This window comes from Rhizobium sp. O111 (genome assembly GCF_055616315.1).
In genome coordinates, this window is sequence record NZ_JBSHXL010000001.1 from 3,292,454 (window position 1) to 3,311,088 (window position 18,635).

At 62.2% G+C, this 18,635-nt stretch carries 20 protein-coding genes; 9 read left to right on the plus strand and 11 right to left on the minus strand.

What is annotated here, in order from left to right:
- Nucleotides 1–238 precede the first annotated feature (238 nt).
- From trmD to ffh, 5 genes are all read right to left on the minus strand, one after another.
- Nucleotides 239–919, minus strand: a complete 681-nt coding sequence (gene trmD, locus ACVTFQ_RS16490) for a tRNA (guanosine(37)-N1)-methyltransferase TrmD (RefSeq protein ID WP_111562767.1) — start codon at nucleotides 917–919, stop codon at nucleotides 239–241.
- An 8-nt stretch (nucleotides 920–927) separates the two neighbouring features.
- The gene (rimM, locus tag ACVTFQ_RS16495; RefSeq protein WP_111562768.1) at nucleotides 928–1,497 is read right to left on the minus strand and encodes a ribosome maturation factor RimM; all 570 of its coding nucleotides are present in this window, start codon (nucleotides 1,495–1,497) and stop codon (nucleotides 928–930) included.
- A 119-nt stretch (nucleotides 1,498–1,616) separates the two neighbouring features.
- Complete coding sequence (gene rpsP, locus ACVTFQ_RS16500; protein WP_111562588.1) at nucleotides 1,617–1,985, minus strand: 30S ribosomal protein S16; 369 nt, start codon at nucleotides 1,983–1,985, stop codon at nucleotides 1,617–1,619.
- A 51-nt stretch (nucleotides 1,986–2,036) separates the two neighbouring features.
- On the minus strand, nucleotides 2,037–2,357 hold the full coding sequence (locus tag ACVTFQ_RS16505) for a chorismate mutase (RefSeq protein ID WP_047508787.1): 321 nt from the start codon (nucleotides 2,355–2,357) through the stop codon (nucleotides 2,037–2,039).
- A gap of 16 nt (nucleotides 2,358–2,373) precedes the next feature.
- Nucleotides 2,374–3,951 (minus strand): signal recognition particle protein, encoded by a 1,578-nt coding sequence (gene ffh, locus ACVTFQ_RS16510; protein WP_112437456.1) that lies wholly within the window; start codon nucleotides 3,949–3,951, stop codon nucleotides 2,374–2,376.
- 315 nt (nucleotides 3,952–4,266) lie between these two features.
- Here ffh and ACVTFQ_RS16515 point away from each other — a divergent pair, with 315 nt between their 5' ends.
- The 6 genes from ACVTFQ_RS16515 to ACVTFQ_RS16540 all read left to right on the plus strand — a co-directional run bounded on the left by ACVTFQ_RS16515 (nucleotide 4,267) and on the right by ACVTFQ_RS16540 (nucleotide 11,231).
- Nucleotides 4,267–5,286 (plus strand): MBL fold metallo-hydrolase, encoded by a 1,020-nt coding sequence (locus ACVTFQ_RS16515; RefSeq protein WP_111562591.1) that lies wholly within the window; start codon nucleotides 4,267–4,269, stop codon nucleotides 5,284–5,286.
- Nucleotides 5,287–6,004: 718 nt separating this feature from the next.
- Nucleotides 6,005–6,916: a diaminopimelate epimerase gene (dapF, locus tag ACVTFQ_RS16520; RefSeq protein WP_111562592.1), complete on the plus strand. Its 912-nt coding sequence runs from the start codon at nucleotides 6,005–6,007 to the stop codon at nucleotides 6,914–6,916.
- Nucleotides 6,913–8,187: a tRNA (N(6)-L-threonylcarbamoyladenosine(37)-C(2))-methylthiotransferase MtaB gene (gene mtaB / locus ACVTFQ_RS16525; RefSeq protein WP_470423911.1), complete on the plus strand. Its 1,275-nt coding sequence runs from the start codon at nucleotides 6,913–6,915 to the stop codon at nucleotides 8,185–8,187. Before dapF ends, mtaB begins: the two co-directional genes overlap by 4 nt.
- Before the next feature lie 15 nt (nucleotides 8,188–8,202).
- Nucleotides 8,203–9,870: a signal recognition particle-docking protein FtsY gene (ftsY, locus tag ACVTFQ_RS16530; protein ID WP_470423912.1), complete on the plus strand. Its 1,668-nt coding sequence runs from the start codon at nucleotides 8,203–8,205 to the stop codon at nucleotides 9,868–9,870.
- 132 nt (nucleotides 9,871–10,002) lie between these two features.
- Complete coding sequence (locus ACVTFQ_RS16535) at nucleotides 10,003–10,647, plus strand: septation protein A (RefSeq protein ID WP_047508800.1); 645 nt, start codon at nucleotides 10,003–10,005, stop codon at nucleotides 10,645–10,647.
- Nucleotides 10,644–11,231, plus strand: a complete 588-nt coding sequence (locus ACVTFQ_RS16540; RefSeq protein ID WP_111562595.1) for a DUF2585 domain-containing protein — start codon at nucleotides 10,644–10,646, stop codon at nucleotides 11,229–11,231. Before ACVTFQ_RS16535 ends, ACVTFQ_RS16540 begins: the two co-directional genes overlap by 4 nt.
- A 51-nt stretch (nucleotides 11,232–11,282) precedes the next feature.
- Here the strand turns inward: ACVTFQ_RS16540 and ACVTFQ_RS16545 are convergent, their stop codons facing one another.
- Together ACVTFQ_RS16545 and ACVTFQ_RS16550 are read right to left on the minus strand one after the other, a co-directional pair.
- Nucleotides 11,283–12,113, minus strand: a complete 831-nt coding sequence (locus ACVTFQ_RS16545) for an aldo/keto reductase (protein ID WP_111562596.1) — start codon at nucleotides 12,111–12,113, stop codon at nucleotides 11,283–11,285.
- A gap of 152 nt (nucleotides 12,114–12,265) precedes the next feature.
- Nucleotides 12,266–12,814, minus strand: coding sequence for a L,D-transpeptidase family protein (locus tag ACVTFQ_RS16550; protein ID WP_409527885.1), 549 nt, complete (start codon nucleotides 12,812–12,814; stop codon nucleotides 12,266–12,268).
- 145 nt (nucleotides 12,815–12,959) lie between these two features.
- Here ACVTFQ_RS16550 and ACVTFQ_RS16555 point away from each other — a divergent pair, with 145 nt between their 5' ends.
- Both ACVTFQ_RS16555 and ACVTFQ_RS16560 read left to right on the plus strand, forming a co-directional pair.
- Nucleotides 12,960–13,643, plus strand: a complete 684-nt coding sequence (locus ACVTFQ_RS16555; protein ID WP_018901915.1) for a response regulator transcription factor — start codon at nucleotides 12,960–12,962, stop codon at nucleotides 13,641–13,643.
- A gap of 2 nt (nucleotides 13,644–13,645) precedes the next feature.
- Complete coding sequence (locus ACVTFQ_RS16560; RefSeq protein ID WP_018901914.1) at nucleotides 13,646–14,101, plus strand: cyclic nucleotide-binding domain-containing protein; 456 nt, start codon at nucleotides 13,646–13,648, stop codon at nucleotides 14,099–14,101.
- Between the two features lie 15 nt (nucleotides 14,102–14,116).
- Here ACVTFQ_RS16560 and ACVTFQ_RS16565 read toward each other — a convergent pair whose 3' ends face one another.
- Nucleotides 14,117–14,920, minus strand: a complete 804-nt coding sequence (locus ACVTFQ_RS16565) for an exodeoxyribonuclease III (RefSeq protein ID WP_111562598.1) — start codon at nucleotides 14,918–14,920, stop codon at nucleotides 14,117–14,119.
- 139 nt (nucleotides 14,921–15,059) lie between these two features.
- Entirely contained in the window at nucleotides 15,060–16,517 is a 1,458-nt protein-coding gene (locus ACVTFQ_RS16570) for an NCS1 family nucleobase:cation symporter-1 (protein ID WP_111562599.1), read from the minus strand.
- Between the two features lie 541 nt (nucleotides 16,518–17,058).
- Here ACVTFQ_RS16570 and rplS point away from each other — a divergent pair.
- A complete protein-coding gene (gene rplS / locus ACVTFQ_RS16575; RefSeq protein WP_047508847.1) occupies nucleotides 17,059–17,595 on the plus strand; it encodes a 50S ribosomal protein L19 in 537 nt (178 codons plus the stop codon).
- A 113-nt stretch (nucleotides 17,596–17,708) separates the two neighbouring features.
- On the opposite strand, the gene ACVTFQ_RS16580 is transcribed toward rplS, so the two are convergent.
- On the minus strand, nucleotides 17,709–17,885 hold the full coding sequence (locus ACVTFQ_RS16580; RefSeq protein WP_313760033.1) for a hypothetical protein: 177 nt from the start codon (nucleotides 17,883–17,885) through the stop codon (nucleotides 17,709–17,711).
- A gap of 20 nt (nucleotides 17,886–17,905) precedes the next feature.
- Entirely contained in the window at nucleotides 17,906–18,625 is a 720-nt protein-coding gene (locus tag ACVTFQ_RS16585) for a hypothetical protein (protein WP_313760032.1), read from the minus strand.
- Nucleotides 18,626–18,635: the final 10 nt, after the last annotated feature.

Here is an 18,635-nt window from a genome sequence, read left to right on the forward strand (position 1 = left end):
TCTCGGCGTCATCCTCGGCCTTGTGCCGAGGATCTAAGCACGCCTCCACGAGCTCGACGTGAGTGGACACCTGGCATCCCTTCCGCGATGCCGCACCCCCTCACCAAGTGTCCATTCACGTTGCATTCTGAGCGACGTGCTCAGATCCTCGGCACAAGGCCGAGGATGACGCCGCGTGTGGAGTTAATCTTTCCGTTTCAATGATTTACCGCTGGTGCTCGACTCGGCAGCAGGAAGCCTACTCGTCCAGCAGATCCGGCCGCCGTTCGCGGGTCAGCGTCACCGCCTGCTCGCGCCGCCATTTCTCGATCGCGCCGTGGTTGCCCGATGTCAGCACAGCGGGGATCTCGCGGCCTTCCCATTCCTGCGGACGCGTGTAGTGCGGGTGTTCCAAAAGTCCGCCCTCGAAGCTTTCGTGCAGGCCGGAGAGGTCGTTGCCCATGACGCCGGGGAGGATGCGGACGATGGCGTCGAGCACCGTCAGTGCTGCCGGTTCGCCGCCCGAGAGCACGTAGTCGCCGATCGACACTTCTTCCAGTTGGCGCGCGTCGATCACCCGCTGGTCGACACCCTCGAAACGGCCGCAGACGATAATGACGCCCTCGCCGGCTGCCAGTTCGCGCACGCGCTTCTGCGTCAGCGGCTTGCCGCGTGGGCTCATCAGCAGGCGCGGGCGGATGTCGTTTTCGGAGACGGTGTCGATGGCGCGGGCGAGCACGTCGGGCTTCAGCACCATGCCGGCGCCGCCGCCGGCCGGCGTGTCGTCGACGGTACGGTGCTTATCGGTGGCGAAGTCGCGGATCTGCACGGGCTCAAGCGCCCACTGGCCGCGCTCCATCGCCTTGCCGGCCAGCGAATAGCCGAGATGGCCGGGAAACATCTCCGGGTAGAGTGTCAGGACAGTCGCCCGGAAGGCCATCTTATCGCTCACTTCTTTTTCTTCGGCTCATCAGGCGTAAACGACGGACCGTCGTCGTCGCTGTCGACGAGACCTGAGGCCAGCGGATCGATGGTGATCTTGCCGGCTTCGAGGTCGATCTCCAGCACCGAGGCTTCCGAAAACGGGATCAACACCGGGCGCTTGCCGGGGCCCTTGAGCTCGAGCAGGTCGCCGGCGCCGAAATCGAAGATGCCGGTGACGGTGCCATAGCTGACGCCCTGGTCGTCGACGGCTTCGAGGCCTTCGAGATCGGCATAAAAGAACTCGTCTTCCTCAAGCTCGTCGTCGGGCAGGTTGTCGCGGTCGATATAGAGCTCCAGACCGTTCAGCGCCTCGGCGGCGTTGCGGTCGTTGATCCCCCGGAAGCGCACGACGACGACATTCTTCATCTCGCGGATCTCAAGCACCTCGAAGGTGCGACCGTCCATGCTGTGCAGGTGGCCGTAATCGCCGAGCGCGGTCGGATCGGCGCTGTAGGACTTGGCGCGCACTTCGCCGCGCAGCCCCTGCGCGCCACCGATCGTTGCCATCAGCACCGGATTTTCAAGCTTTGTCATGGCGTCCCTAATGTCGAAGCCGGAGGTTTGGTTCGTCATAACCGAAGTGAACGGGAATGGAAACGAAAACGGGCGGCATGTCGCCATGCCGCCCGTTCGATCAAGGCCGAAGCCCGGAATTATTCCGCGGAAGCAGCAGCTTCTGCAGCGTCGGCGATCTTCTGAGCCTTTTCAGCTGCACGCTCCTGAGCGCGCTTGCCGGGCTTTGCCTTTTCCGGGTTGTTCTTGGCTTCGCGCTTTGCAAGGCCAGCTTCGCTCAGGAAGCGCAGAACGCGGTCGGTCGGCTGTGCGCCCTGTGCGATCCAGTGAGCGATGCGGTCGGCGTCGAGCTTGACGCGGGCATCGTTGTCCTTGGCGAGCATCGGGTTCCAGGAACCGAGGTTCTCGAGGAAGCGGCCGTCGCGCGGCGAACGGGCGTCAGCGAGAACGATGTGGTAGTACGGGCGCTTCTTGGAACCACCGCGTGCGAGACGAATTTTCAGTGCCATTTTCTTTACTCCTTGGATGTGTCTGAACCGCTTTTTCTTGAAGCGGCCTTGTTACTTTGCAGCAGCGCCGTTTTCGGCGTGGTCCGCTGCGATCTGCTCATGATGCCGGATGACTTCCTTGATGACGAAGTTCAGGAACTTCTCGGCGAAATCCGGATCCAGATTGGCATCCTTGGCCAGGTGGCGAAGGCGTTCGATCTGGTATTCCTCGCGCGCCGGGTCTGCCGGCGGCAACTTGTACTTGGCCTTGAGAACGCCGACCTCTTTGGTGCAGCGGAACCGTTCGGCCAGGATATGCACCAGCGCCGCGTCGATATTATCGATCGACTGGCGATAGCTGGAGAGCTGGGCTTTGATCTCAGGATCAGTCATAGTCTGGGCGACCCCTTCACTTCTTCTTTGGCAGGCCGGGAAGGCCAGGGAAACCACCGCCGAGGCCGGGCAGCTTAGGCCCGCCGAGACCTGGCAAACCACCGCCACCGAGGCCCGGCATGCCGCCGCCCGGCTTGCCGAGGCCGGCCGCTTCCGCCTGCTTCTGCAAGGCTTCGAGCTGCTTCGGATCGATGTTGGAGAGATCGGGCATGCCGCCCATGCCGCCGCCGAGGCCGCCAAGCCCCATCTTGCCGGCAAGGCCGCCCATCATCTGCTTCATCATGCCGCCTTTGCCCTTGCCGCCCATCATCTTCATCATGTCCGCCATCTGGCGGTGCATCTTCAGAAGCTTGTTGATGTCGGAGGCGTCGGTGCCGGAGCCGGCGGCGATGCGCTTCTTGCGCGAATGCTTGAGCATGTCGGGGTTGCCGCGCTCGGCCTTGGTCATCGAGGAGATGATCGCGAGCTGGCGGCCGAACAGGCTGTCGTTGAGGCCGGCAGAGGCCATCTTGTCCTTCATGCCCGCCATGCCGGGCATCATGCTCATGATGCCGCCCATGCCGCCCATCTTCTGCATCTGGCGCAGCTGGTCGGCGAGGTCGTTGAGGTCGAACTTGCCCTTGGCCATCTTGGCGGCCATGGCGGCCGCCTTTTCGGCGTCGATGTTTTCGGCGGCGCGCTCGACCAGCGAAACGATGTCGCCCATGCCGAGAATGCGGTCGGCGATACGGCGCGGGTGGAACTCTTCGAGTTCGCCCATGCGCTCGCCGACACCGATGAGCTTGATGGGCTTGCCGGTCACCGCGCGCATCGAGAGCGCCGCACCGCCACGGCCGTCGCCGTCCATGCGGGTCAGCACGAGGCCGGTGATGCCGACGCGTTCGTCGAAGTTGCGCGCCAGGTTGACAGCGTCCTGACCGGTCAAGCTATCCGCGACCAGCAGGATTTCATGCGGGTTCGACTTCTTCTTGATGTCGGCCATTTCGACCATCAAGGGCTCGTCGATATGCGTACGGCCGGCGGTGTCGAGGATGACGACGTCGTGGCCGCCGAGCCGGGCTGCCTGTACGGCGCGCGCGGCGATATCGGTCGGCGACTGGCCGGCAATGACGGGCAGCGTGTCGACATTGGTCTGCACGCCGAGCTGGCGCAGCTGCTCCTGGGCGGCCGGGCGTCGCGTATCGAGCGACGCCATCAGGACCTTCTTCTTCTCGCGGTCGGTGAGCCGCTTGGCGATCTTCGCAGATGTCGTCGTCTTGCCGGAGCCCTGCAGACCGACCATCATGATGACGACGGGGGCAGCGGCATGCAGGTCGACACCCACGCCTTCGCCGCCGAGCATCTCGATCAGCTCGTCATGGACGATCTTGACGACCATCTGGCCGGGCTTGATCGACTTCAGGATCTCGGCGCCGACGGCCTTTTCACGGACGCGATCGGTAAAGGCGCGCACCACGTCGAGCGCGACGTCGGCCTCCAGAAGCGCACGGCGAACCTCGCGTAGCGCTGCGGAAACATCGGCTTCCGAAAGCGCGCCACGGCCTGTCAGTCCATTCAGAATGGATCCAAGACGGTCCTGGAGGTTCTCAAACATCGGCTCTTCCTTGTGATTTCCGGATAGGGAAACCTTGTGCTTTTCCTTGACGAAAACAAGACGCATAGCCAAAAAGGACCCGAGGGCGCATCGCGCTGTCGGGTGTGGACCTCCGGGATCGATTTATACCTTTGCGGGTCCCGGTCGGTGGCTCGAGTCTTGAAGCTCGTCGCAGATTGAGCGGCGGTAAACAGGAAAACCGCCGGAGTCAAGGCAATCAGGGGAAATAAGCGGTTTTCGGACTTTCAAAAGCCGCTACGGCAACCCAAATGCAGAAGCCCGAACAGCATACCACGGCGACAAGGCTCCCACCGCATGGCAAACGCCAAACCCCCATCGAAACCAAAGAACCCCTACTACCAAGGCCCGGTCACCGATCATTTCGACGGCACCCGCTTCTTCAATCCCGGCGGCATCGCCCCTTTAGGCTTCCGCGCCATGCTGCGCTGGCAGTTCAACGGCGAGCGGCAGAGCTGGCAAAAGCAAGTGCCGAGCCCCTTCCCGCAGGCAAAACCTGAAGAGCGTATCGAAGGCGACGGCCTGAGGGTAACGATGGTCGGCCACGCCTCGATGCTGGTGCAGGTGGCGGGCCTCAACATCCTGACCGACCCCGTCTGGTCGGACCGCGTCAGCCCCTTCAGTTTCGCCGGTCCGAAGCGGGTGACGGCCCCCGGCATCCGCTTCGAGGACCTGCCCAAGATCGACCTCGTGCTCGTCTCGCACAATCACTACGACCATCTCGACGTCGTAACGCTGAAGCGGCTGCAGGCCGCCCACCGCCCGCACTTCGTCACGCCGCTCGGCAACGACACGATCATCCGCCGCGCCGCGCCTGACGCCAAGATGTCCGTCATGGACTGGGGCGACCGCATCGCGATATCAGACGCCATCGCCATCGACGCCGAGCCGGCGCACCACTGGTCGGCGCGCGGAACTGGTGACCGCAGCATGGCGCTCTGGGCCTCCTTCGTCATCTCGACTCCATCGGGCAAGATTTACCACGTCGGCGACACCGGCTTTCACGAGGGCATCAACTATCGCTCGGCTGGAGAGAAACACGGCCCCTTCCGCCTCGCCATCCTGCCCTTCGGCGCCTACGAGCCGCGCTGGTTCATGAAGGGCCAGCACCAGAACCCCGACGAAGCCGTCCGCGGCATGCAGCTAGCCAACGCCGTCCATGTGGCGGGGCACCACTTCGCGACGTTTCAGCTGACCGACGAGGCGATGGACGCGCCGGTGAAGGCGCTGGAGGCTGCGTTGCGGGAGCATGGGGTGGCAAGGGAGCGGTTCCGGCCGCTGAGGGCGGGCGAGGTGTTTGATGTGCCGCTGGGGTGATGGGAGGTGGTTTTCGCATCCATGACCGTTGAAGTCTGGGCTGCGTGCTTAGATCCTCGGGACAAGCCCGAGGATGACGTCGAGAATGTATTTTGCATCAAAATTTCAATATTTTACTAGAGAACGCCACCCTCTCCATCGTCATCCTCGGGCTCGTCCCGAGGATCTAAGCACGGTCCCACTTGCTCGACGTGCGTGGACACTTGGCACCACCACGACACCACAAACCCCCGCGCCCGAGCAAGACTCGGCGACGGCGGCGGACCTAAAAACGGGAACGGGCAGGCGGCATTATATAGTTGGTATGTGTGTCAGGCGTTTCCACCTGCCCGATTGCTTCAAGGTTTCCGGTTCGTCCGGGCCGACAGGAGCGTCTCTCGGCCTTTCCTTGCCGGATGATCCCTTGGCCCTGACGGCCTTGGAACCACCTCTGACAACCATCACCGAACGCCGGATGCCAACCTTGGCGTTAACGGTTCGCGAACCCGGCTCCCTATCCGATGACGTCACCAGTGTGTGGCGATTGCGGACGATGGGGATAACGGGATGCGTCGAATTCGGCTATCATGCTGATAATGTCGGGATGTTTCTTGTCCGACGTTCGAAATTTTCCCCGTCGTCACGCTGACGGAGCGAGCGGATGGGACGCGCACGCCGCCACTGGTAATTCCCGCGTATTTCCGCCATATACAGCCCAAACACACATGGACATGAGACAATGAGCGCAACGGTCGAATTCGCGAGGATGAACGGGCTTGGCAACAAGATCCTGGTTGTCGACATGCGCGGGCGCAAGGACAAGGTCACACCCGAGGCCGCGATCGCGCTCAATGCGGATGCCGAGACTGAGTTCGACCAGATCATGGCGATCCACGATCCGAAGGCCGAAGGCACCGATGCCTGGATCGATATCCTGAACTGCGACGGCACCAAGGCGCAGGCCTGCGGCAACGGCACGCGCTGCGTGGTGCAGGCGCTGTCGGCCGAAACAGGCCAGAAGGTCTTCACCTTCCAGACCGTCGCCGGCATCCTGAATGCCGCCGAGCACGAGGACGGGACGATCTCGGTCGACATGGGCAGGCCGGTGTTTCAGTGGGACAAGATCCCGCTCGCGGAAGAGTTCTTCGATACCAGCCGTATCGAGCTGCAGATCGGGCCGATCGACAATCCCGTGCTGCATTCGCCTTCGGCCATGTCGATCGGCAATCCGCATGCGATCTTCTGGGTCGACAGGGATCCGATGAGCTTCGATCTGGAGCGCTTCGGGCCGCTGCTCGAAAACCATCCGATGTTTCCCGAGAAGGCCAACATCACGCTGGCGCAGGTGACGTCCGATGCAAGCCTGCGCACCCGCACCTGGGAACGCGGCGCAGGCCTGACGCTTGCCTGCGGTTCGGCCGCCTGCGCCGCCGGCGTTTCCGCCGCGCGCACCGGCCGCACAGGCCGCAAGGTCACGATCGACGTCGCCACCGCGCCAAGCCGGCAGCCGCTCACCATCGAATGGCGTGAGGACGACCATGTTGTCATGACCGGTCCGGCCGAATGGGAATGGTCCGGCACCGTCGATCCCGTGACCGGCGCTTGGCAGCGCGATGAGGCGGTCGAGGCTCCGGGGGCGGAAGCCAAGTGAGCGGGGTCGAGGTCATCACCTTCGGCTGTCGTCTGAATACCTACGAATCCGAAGTGATGCGGGCCGAGGCCGAGAAGGCGGGCTTGAACAACGCCATTCTGGTCAATACCTGCGCCGTGACCGGCGAAGCCGTGCGCCAGGCGCGCCAGGCGATCCGCCGGGCGCGTCGCGACAATCCGCATGCCCGCATCATCGTCACCGGCTGCGCCGCGCAGACCGAGAAACACACCTTCGCCGAGATGGCCGAGGTCGACGCGGTGCTTGGCAACGAAGAGAAGCTTGCGAGCGCAAATTATCGCGCACTGCCGGATTTCGGCGTCTCGGCCGAAGAGAAGCTGCGCGTCAACGATATCATGAGCGTCAAGGCGACCGCGCCGCAGATGGTCAAGCACATCGACGGCCACGTGCGCGCCTTCATCCAGGTGCAGAACGGCTGCGACCACCGCTGCACCTTCTGCATCATCCCCTATGGCCGCGGCAATTCGCGCTCGGTGCCGATGGGATCGGTGGTCGATCAGGCGCGCAAGCTCACCGAGAGCGGTTATCGCGAGATCGTGCTGACGGGCGTCGACGCCACCAGCTACGGCGCCGACCTGCCGGGCGAGCCGACGCTCGGGCTGCTGGCGAAGACGCTTCTGAAGCAGGTGCCCGACATCCGGCGTCTCCGTCTGTCGTCGATCGCCAGCATCGAGGCGGACCGGCATCTCCTTGATCTCATCGCCGACGAAGCGCGTTTCATGCCGCATCTGCATCTGTCGCTGCAGCATGGCGACGACATGATCCTGAAGCGGATGAAGCGCAGGCATTCCAGCGCCGAAGCGCTTCATTTCGTCAACGAGGTCAGAAGGCTGCGGCCGGAGATCTCGATCGGCGCCGACATGATCGCCGGCTTCCCGACCGAGACGGAAGAGATGTTCGGCAATGCCGTGAGGCTCGCCGAGGACGCACGGATCGCGCATCTCCACGTCTTCCCCTACAGCCCGCGACCGGGAACGCCGGCGGCACGTATGCCGCAGCTCGACCGGGCGCTCGTCAAGGAGCGGGCCGCACGGCTGCGCGCCACTGGACATATGCTGCACCAGTCCCATCTCGATCGCATGGTCGGCACGCGGCAATGGCTGCTGGTGGAAAACAACGGACTGGCGCATACGGAAAACTTCACGCTTGTCGCAGCGCCGGGCTTAAGCCCCCGCGCGCTGGTCGAGGTCGACATCGTCGGCCACAACGGCAAGCACCTCGACATGCAACTGACGGCCGCCTCTGCGGCCTGATCTGACGGAATTCTCATGGCGTTCAGCTTCATCAAAAAGGTCTTCACCTTCGGCCCCGACAAGACGGCGGAAGAGCAGGCGCCGGATACGGTCGAGACCAAGGCCGCCGAGGTTGCGGTCGAGCCGGTCGCGGAGGCGCCTGTTGCTGACGTGACGGCGCCGGTGCGGTCGGCGCCGGTGGAGGAGCTGCCTGTTGCGGCCGATCCGGTGTTGCCGGAGGAGGTGGAGACGGCCGGTGGGCCTTCGGCCGATGGCGAGAGTGTTGCCGAAGACGAGGTTTCCGAGGATTTGCCGACGGCGCTTACGACCGATGATGTCGGGCTGGTGCCGTTGTCCTTGCTGGAGGCTGAGGCGGAGGCGGAGCCTGTTGCTGAGGCGAAAGACGTTGGCTCAGTGGGTGCGGTACCCCCCTCTGTCCTGCCGGACATCTCCTCCACAAGGGGGGAGATCGACTCGCGGGAAGCTTCCGACCAGACCTCTGATGTTGATGAGAGTGGCAAGGCTGAGCCGGTCGCAGACACTGCGGACGAGATCGACGAAACGGTCGAGAATGAAACGAGCGAGCCCTCCCAGCCAATCTCCCCACCTGTGGGGGAGATGCCCGGCAGGGCAGAGGGGGGTATCGCACCCGCCGAGCCAGCTTCTATCGACGCCCCCGAACCAACGCCGACCGACTCCGACACCCCCATCCTCCCCAAGGGCTTCTCCACCGCCACCGAGACCCCCGAACCCGTCACCATCGTGACGCCAGCCAAGCTCAACTGGTTCCAGCGCCTGCGCGCCGGCCTCGCCCGCACCTCGTCGCAGCTGACCGGCCAGATTTCGGCGCTCTTCACCAAGCGCAAGCTCGACGACGACACGCTGCAGGATCTCGAAGACCTGCTGATCCAGGCCGATCTCGGCGTCGAGACGGCGCTGCGCGTCACCGATACGCTGGCGTCGGAGCGCTACGGCAAGGACGTGTCGGGCGAGGATGTGAGCCGCATCATGGCGGCCGAGATCACCAAGGTGTTGAAGCCGGTGGCAAAGCCGCTGCAGCTCGATCTCAGCCACAAGCCGCATGTCATCCTCGTCGTCGGCGTCAATGGCACCGGCAAGACCACCACCATCGGCAAGCTCGCCGCCAAGCTTTCCGGCGCCGGGCTGAAGGTGATGGTCGCGGCCGGCGATACGTTCCGCGCGGCGGCGATCGAGCAGTTGAAGATCTGGGCCGACCGCACCAAGTCGGAATTCATCGGCACCAAGCTCGGCGCCGATGCGGCGGGGCTTGCCTACGATGCCTTCGAGCAGGCGAAGCAGAAGAAGTGCGATGTGCTGATCATCGACACCGCCGGCCGGCTGCAGAACAAGACGGAGCTGATGGCCGAGCTAGAGAAGATCGTGCGCGTGCTCGGCAAGCTCGATCCGGACGCACCGCACACCGTGCTGCAAACGCTCGACGCCACCACCGGCCAGAACGCGCTGAGCCAGGTCGAGATCTTCCGCAATGTCGCGGGCGTCAACGGCCTGATCATGACCAAGCTCGACGGCACGGCGCGCGGCGGCATCCTCGTCGCCATCTCCGCCAAGCACAAGCTGCCGGTCTATTTCATCGGCGTCGGCGAGGGTGTGGACGATCTGGAGCCCTTCGAGGCCGAGGATTTCGCCCATGCGATCGCCGGCCTCGGCGACGCGCGGGGCTGATCAAGTCGCACCATTGCCGTCAAAAGCGATTGATGCCACAGATATGCCCGCAAGGGCGCGCAAGCGTCCGGGATAGAGACTGACGATAAGAACTGACGACAAAGACTGATTAGGGAACGGATTAGGGACCTCATGACGACCGAGAGCGATATCACCCCGTCGGCGACAGACAAGCATCACCCGATGCTCAAGCTGGCGCTGGAGCTCGGGCCGTTGCTGATCTTCTTCTTCGCCAATCTGCGCGGCCCCTGGCTGGTGGAAAAATTCCCCGCCCTCGCCTCGCTCGGCGGCCCGCTCTTCGTGGCGACCGCGCTGTTCATGGCGGCGACGATCATTTCGCTCGTCATCTCCAAGGTGGTGCTCCGCCATCTGCCGATCATGCCCTTCGTCTCGGGCATCGTCGTTTTGATCTTCGGCTCGCTGTCGATCTATCTGCAGGACGAGACCTTCATCAAGATGAAGCCGACGATCATCAATTCGCTGTTCGGCCTCACGCTGCTCGGCGGGCTGCTCTTCGGCAAGTCGTTGCTCGGCTATGTCTTCAACGCCGCCTTCCAGCTCGACGCCGAGGGGTGGCGCAAGCTCACCATCCGCTGGGGCGTGTTCTTCCTGTTCCTGGCGGTGCTCAACGAAGTGGTCTGGCGCAATTTCTCCGACGACACCTGGGTAGCCTTCAAGGTCTGGGGCACGATGCCGATCACCATCCTGTTCACGCTGGCGCAGATGCCGCTGATCATGAAGCACACGATCGCGCCCGAGGGCGAGGCCGGCCAGTGACGGCGCTGCAGGCGACTGACAGGGCCAAACACCAGACCTACTGGTTCATCGCCTGCCTCGGCGTGCTCATCGCGCAGATCGTCGCCGAATATCTGATGGGGCGCACGCCGATCTGCACCTGCGGCTACGTCAAGCTGTGGGAGGGGACCGTCAATTCCAGCGGCAACTCGCAGCACATGTCGGACTGGTACACGCCGTCCCACATCATCCACGGCTTCCTGTTCTACGGCCTGGCGCATCTCGTGCTGCGCGGCAAGCCGATCGCGATGAAGCTGCTTCTGGCGCTGGTGATCGAATCCGGCTGGGAGCTGCTGGAGAATTCCCCGATCATCATCGACCGCTATCGCACGGCGACCATCTCGCTCGATTACTACGGCGACAGCATCCTGAACTCGGCGATGGACACGGTGTTCATGGTGCTCGGCTTCTTCTTCGCCTGGCGCGCGCCGGTCTGGCTAACTGTTACGATCGCCATCGTCTTCGAGATCTTCACCGGCTACATGATCCGGGACAACCTGACGCTCAACGTGCTGATGCTGGTCTGGCCGCTGGAGGCGGTGAAGACGTGGCAGGGCGGGGCCTAGAGCAGCTAGTAACTTACAGCCGGCTCCAGGCCCAAACCCTAATTCAAATCCTTAGAACGTCGCCGTCTTCGGGTCCGGACCCATGCGCGCCGAGCTGCTGTCGAGCTTGGCGATCTCGGCCATGTCGTCGCCATCGAGCTTGAAGTCGAAGACCTGGAAGTTCTCGACGATGCGCGACGGCGTCACCGATTTCGGGATGACGACGAGGCCGCTATCCATGTGCCAGCGAATGATCACCTGCGCCGGCGTCTTGCCGTGCTTCTCGGCGATCTTGGCGAGAACTGGGTGGGCGATCAGCTTGCCCTGGCCGAGCGGGCTCCAGGACTGCGTGGCGATGTTGAGCTTCTTGTGCGCTTCCTGCGCGATTTTCTGCTGGAAGTCCGGATGCAGCTCGATCTGGTTGATGACGGGCACGACGCCGGTCTCGGCAATCAGTCGTTCGATATGTTCAGGGTAGAAATTTGAGACACCGATCGACTTCGCCCGGCCCTCTTCGCGCAGCTTGATGAAGGCTTTCCACGTGTCGACATAGGCGTCGCGGTTCGGCGCCGGCCAGTGAATGAGGTAGAGGTCGACATAATCGGTACCGAGGCGCTTCAGGCTCTTGTCGAATGCCTTCAGCGTCGTGTCGTAGCCCTGGTCGGCATTCCAGAGCTTGGTCGTGAGAAAGACGTCCTTGCGGTCGATACCCGACGAGCGGATACCCTCGCCGACGCCCTCTTCGTTTTCATAGACGGCGGCCGTATCGACATGGCGATAGCCGGCTTCGATTGCCGCGCGCACCGCGGGTGCCGCCATGTCGTTGGGCGTCTGCCAGACGCCGAGGCCGACCTGGGGAATGGAATGTCCGTCGTGAAACGTAATGATGGATTGCTGTGCCACAATAAATCTCCGCGAAAGCGATGAATGGAACGGGGCGTGGTTGAACGGCGGCTATCCCGCCGTTTCCCGAAACGCCTTTCAGCCCGGGCGTCGGTCGGATTGCATATAGGTCAGGCGGCCCGCGATATCACCCCTGCTCTCTTATTCCGGGATTACAAAACCCTGACGACGGTGCCCTTGCGCAAGTAGGGCAGGATCCGCTTCATGTCGCGCGGGTGAATGGCGATGCAGCCCTCCGTCGGCTGGTAGCCGGGACGGATGAGATGGAAGAAGATCGCCGAGCCGCGATTGCGGGCACGCGCGGTGATGTTCCAGTCCATGACGAGACAGACGTCATAGAGCCCGTCGTCGCGCTTCATCTTTTCGTGACTTTTGCTAAACGGCGCCTTGACTGGTCTGTTGTAGTTGGCGTCATCAGGCTGATCGCACCAGAGCATGTTCTCGCGAATAAGGCGAATCGGTAGCCGCGTTCGCAAACCGGAGGTTTTTTCGCCGCGCGCAAAGCCCGAAATCAGCCGCATTTCGGCGATCGGCGTGGCCCCATCGCCTTCACGCTTGCGTGTGGTACGCCCCGAGCGACCAACCGCCGCGGGCACCACGACTGTGCCGAATTGCAGCAAAGCCCGGCTTTTCTGCCCCGGTGCCGGTCTAACCGTGATGATCGTTGGTTGTATAGACGGTTTCCGCCTTGTTTTTTCCATGTTTCTCACATGTTTTTGCAATTGCCGGGGCGATGATTGAAATCATATAGCACCATATACGACAACAGCTTGGTATCCTGATCTTTGCCAACACTCTCAAGTTGGCGTAGGAGTAAGGAGACCAGATGGCGAGGGACATAGCCGCATGACAGCACGCACCATTTTGTTGGTGGATGATGACGACGACCTCCGCGAGACCCTCACGGAGCAGCTCTCGCTCTATGACGAGTTCACGGTTCTCCAGGAATCCACGGCTGCCAAGGGTGTCGAACGCGCCCGCGCGACGGCCATCGATCTCCTGATCATGGATGTGGGCCTTCCCGACATGGATGGACGCGAGGCTGTGAAGCTTCTGCGCAAGGGCGGCCTCAAGGCGCCGATCATCATGCTGACGGGCCATGACACCGATTCAGATACCATTCTCGGCCTCGAGGCCGGCGCCAACGACTATGTGACGAAGCCGTTCCGCTTCGCGGTTCTGCTTGCCCGCATCCGCGTGCAGCTGCGCCAGCACGAGCAGAGTGAGGACGCCACCTTCAGCGTCGGGCCTTATGTCTTCAAGCCGAGCCAGAAGTTGCTCACCACGGAGAACGGCCAGAAGATCCGCCTCACCGAAAAGGAAGCGGCGATCATCCGCTATCTCTATCGCGCCGAACAGAAGGTCGTGACCCGCGACGTGCTGCTCGAGGAGGTCTGGGGCTACAATTCCGGCGTCACCACCCACACGCTCGAAACCCACGTCTACCGCCTGCGCCAGAAGATCGAGCGCGATCCGTCGAACGCCGAAATCCTGGTCACGGAAAACGGCGGCTACAAGATCGTTCCGTAATCATGGCGCTGAATGACGATATCCAGCTGCTCGCGCAGCTTCCGCTCTTCAACGGAATGTCGGAGGATCAGCTGCGGCTGATCGCCTTCGGCGCGGATCGGCGCGTGATCTCGAACGGGCAGATGCTTTTTCGCGAAAGCTCTCCCGCCGACAGCGCCTACGTCATCGTCAGCGGCAGTGTCGAACTGAGCCACACCGGACGCGACAACAAGCCTGAGGTTCAGGCCGTGGTCGGGTCCGGCACGCTTTTGTCAGAGCTTGCGCTGGTCACGCTCGTCGAGCGCAAGTTCACGGCGATCGCCCGCGAGGACACGGCGATCATCCGCATTACCCGCGCGCTGTTTCACCGGCTGATCGAGGAATATCCGGATGCGGCTTTGCTGATCCAACAGCGCATCCGCGACAATATCGCGGCATTGGCGGCCAAGGCCGCCGCCGAGCTTCACCGCTTCGCCTGAGGCGCCTGCCTACGTTTAAAGATCGAAATGCGCCGTCACCGGCACGTGGTCGGATGGCCGGTCCCAGCCGCGCGCCTCTTTCAGGATCTCGATGCGCTGCAGATGCGGCCCGAGGTCACGCGACGACCAGATATGGTCGAGACGCCGGCCACGATCGGCCGCTTCCCAATCCTTGGCGCGATAGCTCCACCACGTATAGAGCTTCTGCGTGTCGGGCACGTTCTGACGCATCAGGTCGAGCCACTGGCCGCGCTTCATGACATCAAGCAGGCCCTCGGTCTCGACGGGCGTGTGGCTGACGATCTTAAGCAACTGCTTGTGCGACCAGACGTCGTGCTCCATCGGCGCGATATTGAGATCGCCCACCAGGATCGCCGAGGTATTGGCCTCGCCATCAGCCTTCAAGAGCTTCATCTCCTCGATGAAATCGAGCTTGTGGCCGAATTTCGGATTGATCGCCCGATCCGGCTCGTCGCCACCGGCGGGCACATAGAAATTATGGATGCGGATACGCTTGCCGCCGCGCTCGAACACCGCCGAGATATGCCGGGCATCGCCGACCTTGCAATAATCGGTGCTGTGATCCTCGACCAGCGGAAACCGCGATGCGATCGCCACCCCGTGATAGCCCTTCTGGCCATGGATGATCACATGCTCGTAGCCCATCGCCTTCAACGGCGCCAACGGGAACAGCTCGTTCGGCACCTTGGTTTCCTGCAGGCAGATGATATCAGGGCGATGCTTGAGGAAGAGCTGCTCGACGATCGGCATGCGCAGCCGGACCGAATTGATGTTCCAGGTGGTGATCGAGAAGCCCATTGCGCTGCCTTTTCCAATTCTGTTGGAAGGGCTTTAGAGCAAAGGGCGTGTGGATGGAACGGATGGGGGTGAAGAAAATGGGTGAAGGCATCCGCATCCTTCGCAAAGAAAAATGCCCGGCCGAAGCCGGGCACTCTATTTATCGCGAGGCGGCACCGACTGCGGAGCCGCGGGTGGTCATGCGCAGGAGATAATAGACCCCGCCGCCGATGCCGACGCCGAAGAACCAGCCATAGGTGCCCCACCATTCCGGCAGAACAGACGTGAAAGTCGGCAGGATCGACGAGAACAGCGCGCCGATCGCAAACGCGATGAAGGCGTTGACGTGCCAGCCGCTCTGGAAGCGGAATTCGCCATCTTCGCGGTAGAGCGCCGCGACGTCGAGTTCGCCCTTTCTGATGAGATAATAATCCACCATCATCACTCCGAAGATCGGCCCCATGGTCGAGCCGATGAAGTTGACGAAGTGGGCGGCACCCGTCTCCCAGGGGGCGAAGGGGTAGAGCACCAGCGCGATCAACGCCGCGATATAGCCGCCGCGCTTGAAGCTGATGTGGCGCGGGAAGACGTTGGAGAAGTCGAAGGCAGGCGAGACGAAGTTGGCGACGACGTTGATGCCGAGCGTCGCCACCGCGAAGGTGAGTGCCGCCAGAAGCGCCAGGAACCAGCTGTCGAACTTGGCCGAGATGGCTTCGGGATGCAGCAGCACCTCGCCATAGACGGTGAAGGCCGCCGTGGTCGTGACACCTGCCACCAGGCAGAAAGCGAGCAGGTTGATCGGCAGGCCCCAGAGATTGCCCTTTCGCAGCGTCTTCACGTCCTTGGCGTAGCGCGAGAAGTCGCAGAAGTTCAGGTAGAGCGCGGCGAAATAGGTGATCCAGGTGGCGGCGACGGCGGCGAGCGCAGGGAAGGTGCCCGGTTCATAAGGGACGCCGGCATCCTTGGTCTTTTCGATCAGCACGTCGCGCGGGATTTCGCTGCCGAAGGAAAAGGTGCCTGCCTTGACGACGAGATAGACGGCCAAGACGAGCATCATGATCCAGACGGCCGGTCCGGCCCAATCCTGGAACTTGCGCACCGTTTCCATGCCGCGCTGGATGATCAGGAGCTGCAGCGCCCAGACGATGACGTAGCAGATCACTTCCAGCGTCGAGTGGCCGAGGAAATGGCTGTTCTGGTGGAAGGCGAGAATGCTCTCGTGGCGGATCAACAGCGCCACGATGGCGCCCGATGCGGCCGCCGTTTGCGCGCCATACCAGAAGCAGGCGACCACCGCACGCACCAGCGCCGGCGCATTGGCGCCGAAGGTGCCGAAGGAGGCGCGCGCCAGCACCGGGAACGGCACGCCCGTCTTCACGCCGGCATTGCCGACGAGGCTCATCAGCACGAAGATGACCAGCGAGCCGAGGCCGATGGCGATGACGAAATTGATGAAGCTGCCGCACAGAAGAAAAAGGCTGGCGGCGAGATAATAGCCCCACAGGCTGTGAACGTCCGAGGTCCAGACGTTGAAGATGCTGAAGGCGCCCCACTTCCTCTCCCGAGCGGGCGCCAGATCCTCGTTGTACAACGAGGGCGACGGATTGCCAGATGTCATGTAATCCCCTCCTAGGATTTGCGGGCCACAAAATGGCCACAATCGAACTTGCTCCCGATTTGGGCATTTAACAAATATTTAATCAAATAATGCACCGGGGGTGGGGTGTTCAGGCTGGCGCTGTGCCGTGAGGCGCCCCCCTCTGCCCTGCCGGGCATCTCCCCCACAGGTGGGGAGATTGGCTGGGCGCAGCCACTCGCTCCACCTCAATTGTTTGGGGATGCCGTTGCCACGGGTCGATCTCCCTCCTTGTGGGGGAGATGCCCGGCAGGGCAGAGGGGGGTATCACACCCGCCGACAGCAGCGACATCGCAAGGTCCCGCCTTGCGCACAGTGCCGCTATTCCTGACGAATCTCACGCGCAAGGGGTGACAAAGCCCGCGTGATAGAGTATGCGCACCCCCGGAATGGGAATCTCCCATCAACCAAGCAAAGAAAGACAGACGCATTCGCCCCTGCCTCACAGAGGCATAGATCCGAGGCTAGACCAAGGATCGATCGCCGGGCGCTCTGGTTGTCGAACCAACAATGAGGTTGACACATGAACATCATTCAGCAGCTTGAGGCCGAACAGGTCGCCAAGATCGAAGCCAAGCGCACGCTCCCGGAATTTTCTCCTGGTGATACCGTCCGCGTCAACGTGAAGGTCACGGAAGGCACGCGTACCCGCGTACAGGCCTACGAAGGCGTCTGCATCGCTCGCTCCGGCGGCGGTCTGCAGGAAAACTTCACGGTCCGCAAGATCTCCTACGGCGAAGGCGTCGAGCGCGTATTCCCGGTCTACTCGCCTGCCATCGAAAGCGTAGAAGTCGTTCGCCGCGGTAAGGTCCGTCGCGCCAAGCTCTACTACCTGCGCGACCGTCGCGGCAAGTCGGCTCGTATCGTTGAAGACACCGGCGTTCGCGCCCGCAAGCTCAACGACGCCGAGCGCGCCGCTCTCGCCCAGGAAAAGGCACGTCTGGAAGCTGAAAAGGTTGCAGCTGCTCAGGCTCTGGCAGCCGAAAAGGCAGCACAGGAAGCCGCCGAAAAGGCAGCAGCCGCTGAAGCAGCCGCCGCAGCCGAGCCGGCAGCGGAATAAGCTTCATCCGCAAGGATTGACGAAAAAGGCGACCTCCGGGTCGCCTTTTTTGTTTTGGTGGTGTGGTGGCGTGATTTAGAGCAAATCGTCGTGCGATTGACGAATGCGAAGCCTCACTTGAACCGCAGCCTTTCCAATAGCCGCGCCCACCGCGTTCGCGGGGAAGCCGGTTCCGCCTGGGGCGCCAGCATGAAATCGGGCAAAGGCACGTTCGGCATGTCGTCATAGGCTTTGAGGATGGTCTCGAGCGGTGTCAGGGTTTGGTCGTGGTGCCAATAGACGATCTTCAACCATGTGGCCGCGCGCCTATCTAGCCCGATCCCAACCATTCTTCCTCAAGATTGGCCTGCAACATTCGCCGCCCAGCCTCAAAGAGGTCATTTTCGTCAAGCCGCGCCCGTCCCAACTTGTTCAAGCACAGCGCATAGGCAAAAGCCCTTGGCTTTAACGTTGCCTTGAGCGATGGCACTTTCGGCTTCAAGTGTCGCTCATACTCTTCGACCGCGGTTTCGTACTGTCCGGCCTGAAAGCTGAACGCCATGAAATCATCGAGAGTGCCGTAGGTGAGCAGCATTCCTCTGCTATACGGCAGGCCTCTGGTTTCCTGGCGGACGAAACGCTGGAGCTTGTAATCAAACTTGTCGGGACCCAATACCTTGGTAAAGCCGGTCCGCATGTATTCAATTTGTGCGTCCTGTGCGATTTTCCACGACGCTTCGTCGTTTCCCTTGCCGTGCATCCACTGGCCAAGGGCCTTGGCCCAGTGCAGGGTTACGCGATGCGCACAGGGAAGACCACCAAACCTTTCCTCTTCCTTTCCCTCGATGGCCTTGTCCAGCCACTCAAGCGCACGTGGAAGAATAGGCGTTGTTTGCTGGTCATAACGCACCAGGAAGGCAGAGACGGCACTGTGAATCTGATATGCAGCAATATTGCCCATCGGACTGGCCGGATCGTACTCGGTGCGAACCACGCGGTTGATACTCCCAGGCATCACCTCATGCATTCGGATGGGGTTGAACTTGCTCAAAATCGTCTCC